At 50.7% G+C, this 14,717-nt stretch carries 13 protein-coding genes; 6 read left to right on the forward strand and 7 right to left on the reverse strand.

Going from position 1 to position 14,717, the window contains the following annotated elements:
• Window positions 1-27 precede the first annotated feature (27 nt).
• Window positions 28-897: a CoA-transferase subunit beta gene (locus DCCM_RS15775; protein ID WP_104373333.1), complete on the reverse strand. Its 870-nt coding sequence runs from the start codon at window positions 895-897 to the stop codon at window positions 28-30.
• A 26-nt stretch (window positions 898-923) separates the two neighbouring features.
• The gene (locus DCCM_RS15780; RefSeq protein WP_231702802.1) at window positions 924-1,847 is read right to left on the reverse strand and encodes a CoA transferase subunit A; all 924 of its coding nucleotides are present in this window, start codon (window positions 1,845-1,847) and stop codon (window positions 924-926) included.
• 208 nt (window positions 1,848-2,055) lie between these two features.
• Between DCCM_RS15780 and DCCM_RS15785 the strand changes: the two genes are divergently transcribed.
• Window positions 2,056-4,143, forward strand: a complete 2,088-nt coding sequence (locus tag DCCM_RS15785) for a sigma-54-dependent Fis family transcriptional regulator (protein WP_104373335.1) — start codon at window positions 2,056-2,058, stop codon at window positions 4,141-4,143.
• Window positions 4,144-4,334: 191 nt separating this feature from the next.
• Here the strand turns inward: DCCM_RS15785 and DCCM_RS15790 are convergent, their stop codons facing one another.
• From DCCM_RS15790 to acd, 3 genes are all read right to left on the reverse strand, one after another.
• Window positions 4,335-4,544: a biotin/lipoyl-containing protein gene (locus DCCM_RS15790; RefSeq protein WP_104373336.1), complete on the reverse strand. Its 210-nt coding sequence runs from the start codon at window positions 4,542-4,544 to the stop codon at window positions 4,335-4,337.
• Window positions 4,545-4,661: 117 nt separating this feature from the next.
• On the reverse strand, window positions 4,662-6,206 hold the full coding sequence (locus DCCM_RS15795) for an acyl-CoA carboxylase subunit beta (RefSeq protein WP_104373337.1): 1,545 nt from the start codon (window positions 6,204-6,206) through the stop codon (window positions 4,662-4,664).
• 60 nt (window positions 6,207-6,266) lie between these two features.
• On the reverse strand, window positions 6,267-7,532 hold the full coding sequence (gene acd / locus DCCM_RS15800) for a glutaryl-CoA dehydrogenase Acd (protein ID WP_307718822.1): 1,266 nt from the start codon (window positions 7,530-7,532) through the stop codon (window positions 6,267-6,269).
• Between the two features lie 457 nt (window positions 7,533-7,989).
• On the opposite strand from acd, the gene DCCM_RS15805 reads away from it, so the two are divergent.
• From DCCM_RS15805 to DCCM_RS15825, 5 genes are all read left to right on the forward strand, one after another.
• Window positions 7,990-8,187: a hypothetical protein gene (locus tag DCCM_RS15805; protein WP_104373338.1), complete on the forward strand. Its 198-nt coding sequence runs from the start codon at window positions 7,990-7,992 to the stop codon at window positions 8,185-8,187.
• A 23-nt stretch (window positions 8,188-8,210) separates the two neighbouring features.
• Window positions 8,211-9,326, forward strand: a complete 1,116-nt coding sequence (locus DCCM_RS15810; protein ID WP_373855501.1) for a sodium ion-translocating decarboxylase subunit beta — start codon at window positions 8,211-8,213, stop codon at window positions 9,324-9,326.
• Window positions 9,327-9,738: 412 nt separating this feature from the next.
• Window positions 9,739-9,924 (forward strand): hypothetical protein, encoded by a 186-nt coding sequence (locus DCCM_RS18340; RefSeq protein ID WP_128739169.1) that lies wholly within the window; start codon window positions 9,739-9,741, stop codon window positions 9,922-9,924.
• 33 nt (window positions 9,925-9,957) lie between these two features.
• Window positions 9,958-11,172, forward strand: coding sequence for a sodium ion-translocating decarboxylase subunit beta (locus DCCM_RS15820; RefSeq protein ID WP_104373340.1), 1,215 nt, complete (start codon window positions 9,958-9,960; stop codon window positions 11,170-11,172).
• A complete protein-coding gene (locus DCCM_RS15825) occupies window positions 11,169-11,357 on the forward strand; it encodes a hypothetical protein (RefSeq protein WP_104373341.1) in 189 nt (62 codons plus the stop codon). Before DCCM_RS15820 ends, DCCM_RS15825 begins: the two co-directional genes overlap by 4 nt.
• A 200-nt stretch (window positions 11,358-11,557) precedes the next feature.
• On the opposite strand, the gene DCCM_RS15830 is transcribed toward DCCM_RS15825, so the two are convergent.
• Together DCCM_RS15830 and DCCM_RS15835 are read right to left on the reverse strand one after the other, a co-directional pair.
• Window positions 11,558-12,841, reverse strand: a complete 1,284-nt coding sequence (locus tag DCCM_RS15830) for an ArsB/NhaD family transporter (RefSeq protein ID WP_104373342.1) — start codon at window positions 12,839-12,841, stop codon at window positions 11,558-11,560.
• A 400-nt stretch (window positions 12,842-13,241) separates the two neighbouring features.
• Window positions 13,242-14,699 (reverse strand): SLC13 family permease, encoded by a 1,458-nt coding sequence (locus DCCM_RS15835; RefSeq protein WP_104373343.1) that lies wholly within the window; start codon window positions 14,697-14,699, stop codon window positions 13,242-13,244.
• Window positions 14,700-14,717 lie beyond the last annotated feature (18 nt).

Here is a 14,717-nt window from a genome sequence, read left to right on the forward strand (position 1 = left end):
CCCCGGCTTTTATTTACCAGCATATTTTTATTTACCCGCATATTTTAATGTAAGCTCTAAAAACTCATCCAGCCCGGACAGTTTCTGTCTTGCAGCGGCGCCCCCCATAATCAGGTTGGCGGGGTCCGCCGCCCTCAGGGCGGCCAGTTCAGCCTCCCCGGGATCTTCCGCCACTTTCAATTCATTGGCCACCAGCAGGTCCCAGCCCACGCTTTGCCTTATTTCATCCACCTCAACCCCGGGATATATGGTATCCAGATACATTTCCCGGGTCTCCGGGTGGAAGCGGAACACGCACTTGCTGGTAACCACGGCCACCGGGCCGCCGCCCAGAAGGCCGGCCCTTTCCCTGGCCCCGGGGGTTCCGTCCAGGAAACCCGGGGTGGTGAGAAAATCAACCCTGGGAACAAATCTGTGTTTTTCCAGGCGCATCATAATTACCACCCGGCCCACCGAAGAGCCGATGTCGTTACCGCCGCCGCTGCCCGGCAAACGCACCTTGGGGCGTTTATAATCCCCCTCCCCGTAAATAGCGGTGGTGTTTAAGTTGCCGAACCTGTCTATCTGGGCTCCCCCAAGTACTCCGATGTCATAGTAGCCCGCCTGCAGGTCTCCGAAAACATGCCATTCCGAGGTAAGGCAAAGGGCTTCGTCAGCCGCGGAGGAATCCCCGACGTTGAAATCCACCCTGTATTTTTCAGGCCCGATGCATCCGGATTCGTAAACTATGCTCAAATTAGGCGCATGGAACCTCTTGGCCAGTATCCCCGCCACCAGCGGTATGCCGATGCCCACAAAGGCCACTTCCCAGTCCTTGAATTCCTTGGCCGTGGTTATGGCCATCAGTTCCGAGGCGGTGTAGCTTTTACCTTTAACAAGCTCACTGCTGCCTTTCATCAGGCTCACTCCCTCTAATGTCCCCATTATATTCTGTTAAATTGCTTTTCCAGGTGACTCAATGCCTGCAGCCGCTCCCAGCCCACTTTTGCACAGTATTCATTATGATCCCGGCAGCCGTGGACATATTCGTCCAGCCACTTCAAGAAGCCCTCACGGGTTTTGGACATTTCATGATAGTCCCCGCAAAACATTACATCATAGGAATAAAACCCGTAACAGGACTGCGGATAACAGCCGTAGGGAACCTGTACCACGGCGTCAACACAGTAAAAGGGTATCAGGGTCATATTTCCCTGCCGGCGTATCTGCTCCGTGGGCACTATTTCCTCACAGGTTATGATGGTATGCCTGGCAGCTCTGGCCTTGTTCTCGTCGTTGCCGGTAAATCCCCAGACCTGGGCATTCCCCAGCACGTCGGCCCTTTGCACATGAATAACGGCCACCTCCGGCCGCGCGGCGGGAACCAGGGCCACCTGGGAACCGCCGTAGGGGTCGTCCACAACCTTGATTCGTTCATTATATTTAATTATGTCCGTGCCCAGCATGGATCTGGTGGCCATAAAGGGCAAATTCAGCCCGCCGGCCAGAAAGCGCATGCTTATGCCGGCGTTGGACCAATCTTCAACCTCCAAAGTCGCGGGTATGCCCTGCTCCACGGCCCTGCGCACGTTATTGGCCAGCCCGATGGCTCCGTAACCAAGATACGCGCCCTCCCAGCGCCTGACGCAGCCAGCCCCCACCAGCAGGTCCATAATATCTGTTTTGCTGTCGTCAATTACCGTTAAATCCTTTATACCCTGCCGGATAATTTCATGTACGGCGGCCACGCAGTCCCTGCCGATGAATCCGCCAAAGGTTATGCTGGCGCCGTCCTTTATATAGGCGCTTACAGCCTCCCGCAGGGTCATCCGTTTATTGCCGTGGTTATTTTCAGTCAATTTATTCACTCCCCAAAAATTCCCTACCAAATGACTTCAGGATAAATATCTTAAATATTCCGGTTGCTTTTATCGTCAAATATATTTTATCCTTATTAATATAGCCGTATTGCACAGGTCACGGCATTGTTTTTGCAGTTTAATTTCGGGCAAAACTTTAAGGCCTTTACCATAATTAGCAACGGTGCTATAACATGATAAAAGCGAGGTCACTAAAATGCTGGTCAGCAAACTGATGATAAAAACCGCCATCACCATAGCCATGGATAGCCCCCTTTTGGAAGCCTGGAAAATGATGATGGATTCCAATATAATGGGCATCCCCGTAACAGGCGGTAATGACGGGATCGCCGGAATGATTACCAGGGAAGACATCATTTCCGCCGGTCCGGATTGCGTCAATCCTTCCTTTACCGTGGGCCAGGCGATGGAAAAAAACGTTGCCGTTATAACCGAGAACACCCCTCTGGTGGAAGCCTGGATGCTACCCGGACGGGTATTCCCGGTGGTCAATGACGAAGGGCGGCTTACCGGAATTCTGGATAAAAACGCGGTTTCCCCGGAACTTTTCAATATGGCCAGCTATATGCAGCAACAGCTGGAAGCCATATTGGATTCCGCTCACAACGGAATAATAGCCATTGACAAAACGGGCAAGGTAACTATTTTTAACAGCGCGGCTGAAAAGATAACCCGCCGGTCAAAAAGCTGGGCCCTGGGAAAACACCTGTCCCAGGTAATTATTCCCCAGGATCTGCTTGACGTGCTGAAAGAAGGAAAAACCCAAAGGCATGTTAAATTCAGCGTGCACTATTCCACCGGCAGCCACATTTACCTGACCAACCGCAACCCCATCATTGAAAACGGCGAGACAGTAGGGGCCGTGGCGGTCTTTCAGGACATTTCAGAAATAGAATTTATCTCCGAAGAGCTTAACTCCGTTAAACACCTCAATAAAGAGCTTGAGGGAATCATAGAATCCTCCTACGACGGCATTGTAATTACCGACCGCTCCGGCAATATTACAAAATCCAACGGGGCCTTCAAAAAAACCTTCGGTATGGATACGGACAGCAGCGGCGTTAAAGACGCTTTTTCACCAGGGATAATTGAAACCGTGCTGCAGCAGGGAGAGGCTGTTACCCAGGTGGAAAAGACACCTTCCGGAAACCATATCCTGGTTACCGCCAACCCCGTAAGAAATGACCATAACGAAATTTTCAGGGTGGTGGTAAATGTCCGGGATCTCACCGAATTAAACCATTTAAGGCAGGAGCTGGAGCAAAGCAAAAAGTTAAGCGAACAATATCAGAAAGAACTGAGCCAGCTGCGCCAAAAGCATTTTAAGCAAACGGGACTGGTTTTCAGCTCTCCCAAAATGCAGGAACTGTTGAAAACCGCCCTGAGGCTTTCCCAGGTGGATTCCACAGTTTTGCTTCTGGGCGAATCCGGTGTGGGCAAGGAGGTTATCGCCACCACCATCCACTCCCAGAGTCACAGAAAAGAAGGCCCCTTCATCGCCGTAAACTGCGGCGCAATCCCGGCCGATCTACTGGAGTCGGAGTTGTTCGGCTATGAAAAGGGGGCGTTCACCGGAGCCAACCGGGAGGGAAAATCCGGCATGTTTGAACTGGCTAACGGCGGCACGCTGTTTCTGGACGAAATAGGCGACCTTCCAAAGGATTTTCAGGTCAAATTATTAAGAGCCATCCAGGAGCGCGAGATAATGAGGGTGGGCGGAAACAAGCCCAGGCCCATCAATGTCAGAATTATCGCGGCTACCAATCATGACCTGGAAAACCTGGTACGGGAAGGAAAGTTTCGAGAGGATCTGTATTTTCGCCTTAACGTCGTTCCCCTTGATATCCCACCCTTAAGGGAAAGAAAGGAGGATATCATCCCGCTGATATACAGCTTTAAAAACAAATTCAGCAAAGCATACGAAATTAACAAAGACATTGCGCCGGAAGTCTACGACATACTGCTGCAGTACCAGTGGCCCGGCAATGTAAGGGAACTGGAGAACGTCATAGAACGCCTGATGGTCACCACCAACGGAGACACCATCGGTGTTAACGACATCCCCCCGCATTTAATTAACTACACTCCGGACAACCACCCGGAAATCAAAGTTCAGGGAATCATCCCCCTGAAAGAGGCGGTCAATACCGTTGAGAGGCAGTTGATATCAAACGCCCTCAAACAATTCGGCAGCACTTACAAAGCCGCCAGGGTGCTGCAGGTGGATCAATCCACCATCGTGCGCAAGGCCAATAAACTGAATATATACCACAAGGACACTTGAAATTGCCGAAAAGGAGGCCGTTGAAAAACTGCGTCCGGCACTTTTTTTCAATGTGCTTTTCAACACTCTCCCGGTACGCTCCGGGCTGTCCGCCTTCGACTTTTGTGCCACGCTTGTTTTTGAACGGCCTTTTGTACGATTCTCTGATTTGCATGCCGCGGAAGGCGGTTAAACCGCCTTCCGCGGATTTTTTACTTCAAAACCACTATTACCGTGTCGGGGTTAACCACGGTGTCCGGCGCCGCGTTGACCGCCGCCACCTCCCCGTCCTCCGGGGCGAATACCTTAACCTGCATCTTCATGGCCTCTATGGTTGCCACCACGTCGTTTTTCTTTACCTTGTCGCCCACCTTGACATCAATGGACAATAGTTTTCCCACCATGGGTGAAGTAATGTTCATCCTTGTATCCTCCTTTTATGTTACTGTATAGCTTTTTTGACAAATAACAAAGGAATGTCCCCGGCCTGAAAACATTTGCCGGAATAATCCAACCTGTCTTGAGACCCGGAAAATTAATTACAGGTTGATATTGGAGAATTTCCTGTGAGGCCTGGCCACGGCCTTGTCCTTTAGCATCTCAAGGGACAGGCAGATTTTGCTCCTGGTTTCCGAGGGCATGATAACGTCGTCAATATAACCCCGCTCGGCGGCGTTATACGGGTTTTCGTAAAGGTCGCGGTACTCCTGTATCCTCTTGGCCCTGACCTCCTGGGGATTCTCGGCATTTTTAATTTCCTTGGCAAAGATAACACTGGCCGCTGTCTCGGCCCCCACGATGGTAACCGTGGCCTCGGGCCAGCCGAACACCAGGTCCGCACCGGTGTCCTTGCAGCACATTCCCAGGTAGGCCCCGGCGAAGGATTTGCGCAGCATCACGGTAACCTTGGGAACGGTGGCGTCGATGTAGGCATACAGCATTTTGGCGCCGTGACGCAGGATACCCTTCCACTCTTCATCCGGTCCGATCATAAAGGCCGGGGTGTCGTGCAAATTGACCAGGGGTATGTTGAACAGGTCGCAGAACCGGATAAACCTGGCGGCTTTATCCGCGGCGTTGCAATCGATGACGCCGCCCATCCAGTTGGGCTGGCTGGCGATGATTCCGGTGGTGTACCCGTTGAAGCGGCCGAAGCCGACAATAATATTTTTGGCGAAATCCGGGGCTATTTCAAAGAAATAACCGTTATCCACCAGCAGGTTGATTACCTCGTGCATGTCAAAGGGCATCATTGTTTTTTCCGGAATCAGCCCGTCCAGTTCCGGAACCAGGCGGTAGGGATCATCCCCGGTGTCTATCCTGGGCGCCTTTTCCCTGTTGTTCTGGGGCAAAAAGGCCAGCATTTCCTTAACCTTGTCCAGGCAGTCCTTGTCATCCTCGGCCACCACATGGGTGCAGCCGGATTTCACCGCGTGGGCCTGTACCCCGCAGAGGGTTTCCAGGTCGATATCTATACCCAGCTGGGTTTTAACGAAAGCGGGGCCGGCTATGCCCATAAATCCGGTTTTGCGGCACTGGAACACAAAGTCCTGCATCACCGGGTGATAGGCCTGGCCGCCCAGGCAGGGGCCCATCAGCAGGGAAAGCTGGGGTATGATTCCGGATGCCAGGTTCTGGGCTTTAAACAGCCAGGCGTAAGCCTGCAGGGTATCAATACCCTCCTGCAGCCTGGCCCCGCCGGAGTCGTTCATGCCCACAAAGGGAATACCCATGTCCTTGGCCATGTCTATGGCCTGGGCAAACTTTTTGCCGTGATACTCTCCAAAGGTGCCTGCCATGGAGGTGTAGTCCTCCGCAGCCGCCATGACCATTTTCCCGTTGACCTTGCCATAGCCGATCACGACGCCTTCAGCGGGAATTTCTTTTTTATCCATGCCGAAAGCGGTGATGCGGTGTTTGATGTGCATGCCTATTTCGGTAAAAGTACCGGGATCGAAAAAGTACTCTATTCTTTCCCTGGCGGTCATTTTGCCCGCCTTGTGCTGGCCGGCCACGGCCTTTTCGCCGCCCATCTGCTTGATCTTTTCCCTTTTTGCCGCAAGGTCTTCATACAATTTGCTCATTCGATAACCTCCGGTTATTTTTTTGATTGTTGTTACAACCCCTTGTTACAGGCCACCGACTTACCGGCGGTTGGCTTTGCGATAACCCAGGGCGTCGTTGGCGATAATCATCTTCTGGATATTGCTGGTGCCCTCCACAATTTGATAGGACTTGGCGTCCCGGTAGAATCTGGCCACGGGGTATTCCTCCGAATAGCCGTAGGAGCCGTATATCTTCATGGCATAATCGGCACACTTGTTTGCCGCTTCCGCGGCAGCATACTTGCCCATGGAGGTCTCCAGGGTATTGGGCACTCCCTTGTCCTTGAGGGTGGCGGCCCTGTATACCAGGAATCTGGCAGCCTCGGTCTCCACAACCATCTGGGCGATCATATCCTGAATCATCTGGAACTTACCCACCGGACGGCCAAACTGCTCCCTCTGGTTGGCATATTGCAGCACGGCGTCGATGCAGGCCTGGGCCACTCCCAGACCGCCGGCGGCGCATCCCAGGCGGGTGTCATCCAGCTGGGCCATGCAGATTTTGAAGCCGTCACCCTCTTTGCCCAGCAGGTTTTCCCTGGGTATACGTACATTTTCAAAGGTCATGGCCCCCACCGGCGCCGCCCAGGTGCCCAGCTTTTCGGTGATGGGATCCACGGAAACACCGGGAGATTTCACATCCAGCACAAAGGCGGACATGCCCTCGGCCCTTTTAGAAGGGTCCGTGTAGGCGTAAAGAAGCGCCACATCAGCCACAGGGGCGTTGGAAATCCACATCTTGGAGCCGTTCACCACATAATGATCACCCTCAGGAACGGCCCTGGTTTTCATTGAAGCCACGTCCGAGCCCGCATCCGCCTCGGTGATGGCAAATGCCCCCAGAAGCTCGGCGCTGGCCAGCCCCGGCACATATTTTTTCTTCAGATATTCGGAGCCGTATTTCAATATGGTCAGCGCCGGTCCCAAAGCGTTCATGTTAAAGGGCAACCGCATGGAACTGTGCACCCGGGCGATTTCCTCCGCTATAAGTGTTATTGCCAGGAACCCCATTTCATTTCCGCCGTATTCCTCCGGCACCACGCAGCCAAAAAAGCCCAGTTCACCCATCTTCTTCACCAGGTCGTGGCGGAAGCGGTGGGCCTTGTCGTCCAGATCCACCGTGGGCAAAATTTCCTTTACCGCAAAATCCCGGGCTAATTTTTTAATGTCCTGTAACTCCTCGGTAAGTTCAAAATCTACTGTACTCCCTCCCATTATAGATTTTAAAAAATTCTCTATTAAATAGCACAGCTCTTTAACACCCTGCATACCCACAATGAGCAAAAGACATGCCAGCAATTCCAATACCGGACTCTGGCTTAATTATTATATCCCCCGCTAAGCTCATCAAAAACAACGTTATACCCGGGCACTTTCCTTCAACTCCACCTCCCGGACATGGAATTGTTAAAAATTTATCAGCGCTCAATGCCCCGGAGCATTAAAAATGTCGTTATGCATAAGACGACAATTACCCGGTATAATCGCCTTTTATAAAAATGTGCCCCGGCACAATGCATTAACCCATTGACCGGGGCGGCAATCAACATTTTGGGCAAGATACTGTTAAAGATAAATTTAATATTTATATTTCTTCATTTATACATAATACATAATTCATTTTTTGCCCGCGCTAAAATGTATTTTATATTCTTGCTGCGTAATCCCCTTATTTGCCTTCAAAACGGCTAAAATAGAGTTACAGCTTCAGGTTAAGACGATCTGCTTGTTCGGATTAATACACAGGAGGGAGGTTGGCAGGATGGTTGAATGGTCCAAGGCTCTCAGTGTGGCGACCTCGGGAATTGTTTCCGTTTTTTTAGCCCTGGGAATCTTACAAATTACTATAACCATATCCGGTTATAGTTTCAGTCAGGCTCAAAAAAGGAAAGCGGCTAAAATTAAGTCTTCCACAGGTAACATGATAGTTTCCGACGCCGTTATCAGTACTCATGAATAAGTTTTTCCGGAGGGATATAATTGCTGCTGCAACAATTGACCGATAGCATTGCAGGCCTTGGCATCTGGCAGCTCACAGCCGGCAATGTAATTATGTGGGTTATATCTTTCGCCCTGATGTACCTGGCCATTAAGAAGGGGGTGGAGCCGCTGCTGCTGGTCCCCATCAGTTTTGGCATATTTGCCGCCAACTTCCCCCTAACCGGATTGACAGGAGAAGGAGGTCTATTTTATCTCTTTTTCCACCACGGCATAGAAACAGAGTTAATACCTCCCCTTATTTTTCTGGGGCTGGGCGCCATGACGGATTTCGGACCGGTTCTGGCCAACCCCAAAACCTTAATACTGGGAGCGGCGGCGCAACTGGGCGTATATGCGGCTTTCTTCACGGCGCTTTTGTTCGGCTTTACTATTGAGGAAGCTGCCACCATCGGAATTATCGGCGGAGCCGACGGTCCCACCACCATATACCTGTCGGCCAACCTGGCCCCTCACCTGATGGGCGCTACTTCAGTGGCGGCTTATTCATATATGGCCCTGGTGCCCGTAATCATACCGCCGGTGGCAAAACTCCTGACAACCAAAAAAGAGCGCGCCATGGTAATGACCGGCATGAGAACGGTAAGCAAAGCTGAAAAAATTTTATTTCCCATCCTTGCCTCACTGGTGATCATTCTGCTTGTGCCCCAGGCCGCGCCGCTGATGGCCATGTTCATGCTGGGCAATCTCTTCATGGAGTCGGGGGTGGTGGAACGCCTGACCAACGTTTCCCGCAACGAGCTGATGAATATTGTCACTATTTTCCTTGGACTGGGCGTGGGTTCCACAATGTCCGCCGAAAATTTTCTCAACCCAAAGACCATCTATATTTTTATCCTGGGCGTGGTTGCCTTTTCCTTTGCCGCCGCCGGCGGGATACTAATAGCCAAATTAATGAATGTTTTCAGCAAAAATAAGGTTAACCCGCTGATCGGAGCGGCGGGGGTCTCCGCAGTGCCTATGGCGGCCAGGGTCGTACATAATATAGGGTCCGAGGCCAACCCCCAAAACTACCTGTTAATGCACGCCATGGGCCCCAACGTGGCCGGGGTTATCGGCACGGCGGTGGCGGCGGGAGCCTTTATAATGGCAATTAAATAATTTTTCAAAAAATTCTTTTTACCCACATTCCTTATCCGTTATCCGCCGCCACAGGTGGCGGTTTTTTTATGCCTTGCCAATGCAAAACAGCATTGGCAATGTCTTTTTACATTGGCAATTAAATCAGCTGTTTTCAATAAACCGGGCCGACAATGCATAATCGCATCACCAAATTCAATCTCCCCGATTTTCCAATGCCCCGATAAAAAATAAATCACGGAAAAACATTGAATTACCTAACAAAAACCAATACGATTTATGTGTATACACAATACAATATACATACTACATCAGGTACGAAATTTGCTTATGTATACATTATAAAACATTTCGGAGGTGAACAAACAAACCCTTTTTTACAGCGGCCCCAAAAAATTTTTCTATAAAAAAATAAAAGAAAGAAGGTATTACAATGTTTACTGAATCCATAATTGTAGCCCTGATAACTTTCACCATGGCGTTGATAATCTCATTCTCCGTGGCCCTGATGATTAAGGCAATATTTACCTGCATCAGATTTAACGATACTTTCAGGCTAAAAGGTTCCGCCGACAAAAATCCGGCCTGGAAAGGTTCCGCCGCCACATCTTCAAAGTAGCATTATAAAAGGATGTAAACAGAGGTGCAAAATATGCCTGACATTAACGTACTGAATCTTTTCCAGGGTATCGCCACACTTTTTGCAGCGGACACAGGAATTGCCATTGCCAGGATTGTTCTCATACTCCTGGGTATCGGCCTGGTATATCTGGGCGCCAAAAATATTCTCGAACCCTTAATCATGATACCCATGGGGTTTGGCATGACCGCCGTTAACGCAGCGGTGCTCTTTTTATCCGCCAGCAAAACCGGAACCATTTTTATCGACCCGATGCTCACCGATCCAGGCGAGCTGATGACCATTTTGCAGATTGATTTTTTGCAGCCCATATATACCTTTACCTTCAGCAACGGCCTTATTGCCTGCTTTGTTTTCCTGGGCATAGGGGTAATGACGGAAATAGGCTATGTTTTGGCCAGCCCTTTCAGCAGCATGCTTATTGCCATTTGCGCCGAACTGGGTACCATAGTGACTTTCCCCGTCGCCGTACTGATGGGCCTGGACTATAACGAGGCGGCATCCGTCGCCATGGTGGGCGGCGCCGACGGCCCAATGGTGCTGTATACTTCGCTGATGCTGGCCAAGGACCTTTTCGTTCCCATTACCATTGTGGCTTATCTTTACTTAAGCCTTACCTATGGCGGATACCCCTACCTGATAAAACTTTTCATACCAAAACGCCTGCGCGGAATACAAATGGATTTGAGCAAAATACCGACAGTTACCCCGGGTGAAAAGATTACCTTCTCCGTGATAGCATGCACCGTGTTGTGCCTGCTGTTCCCGGTGGCGGCGCCCCTTTTCATGTCCTTTTTCCTGGGTGTGACCATACGGGAAGCAAACTTAAAACATTACATAACCTTCATCGAAGGACCCCTGCTCTACGGTTCAACGTTCTTTTTGGGACTCCTGCTGGGAGTGCTCTGCGAGGCCAACACCATCATGAACCCCAAAATACTGGTGCTTCTGGTTCTTGGCATCCTGGCCCTGCTGCTCTCCGGAATCGGAGGTATATTAGGCGGCTACCTGATGTATTTTATAAGTAAGGGCAAGTTCAACCCGGTAATCGGTATCGCCGGAGTGTCCTGCGTGCCGACCACAACCAAGGTGGCCCAAAAAATAGTAAGCGAGGAAAACCCCTACGCCATAGTTCTGCCCTACGCCATCGGCGCCAGCATCAGCGGGGTTATTACATCGGCCATTCTCACGGGAATATACGTTACTTTAATACCGGTGATAAAATGATAAAAAAGAAATTGGCTTACTGGATTTCAGGCACTCTGACGGCTTTTACAGGAGTTTACGCGGTCAGGGTATTGTCCCTGCAGATGCCTGACAGCTCCAGGGTGACAACCCTGCTGACAGGCTACATCCTGGCTATTGCGGGACTGTTCATAATAACCCTGGGCACCCGAAAAAAAAATACGTAACGGAGTCCGGAAGGCAATTGCCCTCCGGACTTTTAATTTAAAGCAACACCCGGCTTTCTATTTGACGCCCGGTCAAACTCCCATGGTTCCAACCCTCTCAAATTACCCCGGCACCTTTTCTGACGGGCGGCACCATAGGACTGCCCAAGGCTTTTTAGGAACTGCCGGCGGACCCTTTGGCAGGGTTTGTTTAACATGTTTTATCTGAGGTGGAACAGAACAAGGTAAGCTGTACAGATTATTATTGACATAATCATCATGGGAAAAGCAATCTTTGTAAATTTAATAAATGTAATCAGTATTCCCCTCTTTTCCGCCATACCGGCCACCACAACATTGGCGGAAGCCCCGATAAGGGTTCCGTTGCCGCCCAGGCAGGCTCCCAGGGACAGCGACCACCAGAGCGGGTTTAAATCGGTGATTCCTCCCAGGCGGCCCATATCCTGAATCAGGGGTATCATGGTTGCCACAAAGGGAATATTGTCCACAAAGGCCGAGGCTATGGCGGAAAGCCAGAGTATCAGCAATCCCGTGGGCAGCATTGCTCCTCCCGTTAGTTTCAGAGACTCTTTGGCAATGGCCTCAATAATGCCCACATGCTCCAGTGCACCTACAATAATAAACAGGCCCACAAAGAAGAATATAACCGGCCACTCCACCGCGGCCAGGGCGTGCTCGGGCTCGTCCCTGGTTAACAGCAAAAGCAGTGTCGCCCCTCCCAGCGCCACGGTGCCGGACTCCATGTGCAGGTACTGGTGCAGCACAAATCCAGCCACGGTGATGCCAATCACGATGAGACACTTTTTAAGCAGCCTTTGATCCTTTATTTCCTTCTTCTCATCCATGACTAAAATGCCTTTTTTTAATTCCTCCCTGGCAAACATATCCTTTCTGTAAAGAATTTTCAGCCAGAGCATGGTGGCTATGTGAACCACCACTATCACAGGGGCCAGCGCTATTACAAAATCCATAAATCCCAGCCCGGTGGCGCTGCCTATCATTATATTGGGAGGGTCGCCTATGAGAGTGGCTGTGCCGCCTATATTGGAGGCCACCACCTCCGCGATTAAAAAAGGTATGGGATTAATTTCTAGCTGCTTGGCTATGGCGAAAGTAACCGGAACTATCAGCAAAACGGTAGTTACATTGTCCAGAAAGGCCGAGGTTATGGCGGTTATTGTGGCCAGGGAAATCATAATTTGGGCCGGCTCTCCTTTAGCCGCCTTGGCCGCGTATACCGCCATGTACTCGAAAACCCCGGTATGCCTGGTTATCCCCACTATAATCATCATGCCTATCAGCAGGCCAATGGTATTGAAATCCACGTATTCCACGGCTTTTTCCTGGCTGATAATCCCCGCGATTATTACAATCATTGCCCCTGCCAGGGCAACCACCGTGCGGTGGATTTTTTCCAGCATAATCATGGCGTATGTAGCCAGAAAAAGTCCCCCTGTAAAATATACCTGGGCTTGAGCCGACATTATATTTCCTCCCTAAGCCCTTTCACCGTTTTTCACCGGAAGTTCCTTATAAGGAACTTTTCCGGCTCCAATTTTGTGCTCATGGGCCATATTAATTGATTTCATCGAAATATCCCTATCTTAAAGTCCGGTTCATTCCCGTAACCTCCGGGGAATAGTGCTTTTGCTCCTTCACAAGAGAAAGAAGCCCACCTGCCCAACCCTGCTTCCGTATAGCTTTACCGGGAAAAACAGACGGGCTGCACTCAGGTTCACACCGGCCACCAGGCTCCCTGGTAAACAAAATTATTTTTTCCAAAGTCTGCTTCTAAAATTATGAGGAGCCCGCGCCGGGAAATGGCTACATTTTTTTTAATCCCCGGGTCGCCGGTTAGCAGGACGGTATTTCCTTCCCACCCGGCTATTTAATCATCGGGGAAAGGCCGATTATGGGCCAGTAGGTATAGATAAAAATGGTCATTACCGCCAGCACCAGGATTGTTCCCGGTATGCCCGCCATGAAGAACTCTCCGGTTGTGAACTGCTTCGACTCGTAAGCCATGGCGTTGGGAGCCGCGCCGATCAGCAGAAACATGGGCAAACCGGCGGCTGCCGTTGCGGTGTAGAGTATCAGCTGCGGATTAACCCCGAGATACTGGGCGATAACCAGGGCCACGGGAAGCGTTATGGCTATGGCAGCCACGTTCATTATAAAGTTGGTCATAATAATTACCAGAACGGATACACCAATCACAAAGAACAACCAGGGCGCTCCCTGCAGCAGGGAAAGCCATTTAATCGCCATCCATTCGGCGGCCCCGGTTTTCCATAATGCAAATCCTATGCTCATTGCACCGCTGAACAGCAAAACAATATTCCAGGGAACTTTCTTTTCCAGGTCCTGGACGTCCAATATACCTGTGGCGAAAAACACCAGTCCGGCCAGCAGCAGGGGTATGGAGCGGTCAAGGCCCTTCAGGGCAGGCACCGCCGCCTGGGCTATAAGCAGGCCCAGGGAGCAGGCAACCCCTATCATTACAAAAATCTCTTCCCTGGACATGGGCCCCAGCTCTTTGTAAAGCTGCGCAGCCTTCGAACGCAGTCCCGGTATCGTCTTTTTTTCCGGCTTAAATATCACCATCAGCATGGCCCAGGTAAGAAATACAATTATCCAGCCCAGAGGCATTAAATGCAGTGAAAAATCGATAAAGGATACATCCTGCCCGGTAAACTCCTTGAAAAAGCCGACCGCCGCAGGGTTGCGGGCTCCCCCCAGCAGAGTGCATATGCTGCCGGCCCCGGCAGTGTAGGCCATCCCGATGAACAGGGCCTTACCGAATTTTGTGGGTTTGGAAGTATGGCCGTCACCCTCGTTATAAAGGGCCAGTATGGTTATAAAAATGGGGATAACCGTAGCGGCCACGGCGGTGTGCGCCATCAGGTGCGTGAGCAGCGCGGTTATAACAAAACAGCCCAGCAGTATCTTCCTGGTGTCCTCACCCACCACAACCAGCATCTTGTAGGCGATTCTTTTGGTCAGTCCCACCTTGGAAAAACTGAGGCCTATCAGCAGGGAGCCCAAAATGAACAACACGGTGGGGTCCATAAAATCCCTCATGGCGTCCTTGGCGGGGCGGATGGCAAAAAGCGGCTGGAATATGCCTATGGCTATACTGGTTACGCCAATGGGAATCACCTCAAACACCCACCAGACTCCGGCCAGCAGGAACAGCCCGATAGCCGATTTTCCGGCGGCGGACAGCTCAAAGACCTTGCCGGAGGGATCCACGGCAGGTTTAAATTCAGGTAAAAAATGAAACAAAAATAAAAGTCCGAGACCCAGCAATAAAAATAACATATTCTTTTTATCAATAGTCATTTTTAATCATCTCCTTCT

Source organism: Desulfocucumis palustris (assembly GCF_002933875.1).
Taxonomy (GTDB): Bacteria; Bacillota; Desulfotomaculia; order Desulfotomaculales; family Desulfocucumaceae; genus Desulfocucumis; species Desulfocucumis palustris.

What these genes read in the sequence shown, in the direction of transcription:
- DCCM_RS15825 (WP_104373341.1), top strand. Translation starts at nt 11,169, where the DNA reads ATGATAAAAAAGAAATTGGCTTACTGGATTTCAGGCACTCTGACGGCT.
- DCCM_RS15820 (WP_104373340.1), top strand. Translation starts at nt 9,958, where the DNA reads ATGCCTGACATTAACGTACTGAATCTTTTCCAGGGTATCGCCACACTT.
- DCCM_RS15805 (WP_104373338.1), top strand. Translation starts at nt 7,990, where the DNA reads ATGGTTGAATGGTCCAAGGCTCTCAGTGTGGCGACCTCGGGAATTGTT.
- DCCM_RS15795 (WP_104373337.1), bottom strand. Translation starts at nt 6,206, where the DNA reads ATGAGCAAATTGTATGAAGACCTTGCGGCAAAAAGGGAAAAGATCAAG.
- DCCM_RS15775 (WP_104373333.1), bottom strand. Translation starts at nt 897, where the DNA reads ATGAAAGGCAGCAGTGAGCTTGTTAAAGGTAAAAGCTACACCGCCTCG.
- DCCM_RS15785 (WP_104373335.1), top strand. Translation starts at nt 2,056, where the DNA reads ATGCTGGTCAGCAAACTGATGATAAAAACCGCCATCACCATAGCCATG.
- DCCM_RS18340 (WP_128739169.1), top strand. Translation starts at nt 9,739, where the DNA reads ATGTTTACTGAATCCATAATTGTAGCCCTGATAACTTTCACCATGGCG.
- DCCM_RS15790 (WP_104373336.1), bottom strand. Translation starts at nt 4,544, where the DNA reads ATGAACATTACTTCACCCATGGTGGGAAAACTATTGTCCATTGATGTC.
- DCCM_RS15835 (WP_104373343.1), bottom strand. Translation starts at nt 14,699, where the DNA reads ATGACTATTGATAAAAAGAATATGTTATTTTTATTGCTGGGTCTCGGA.
- DCCM_RS15830 (WP_104373342.1), bottom strand. Translation starts at nt 12,841, where the DNA reads ATGTCGGCTCAAGCCCAGGTATATTTTACAGGGGGACTTTTTCTGGCT.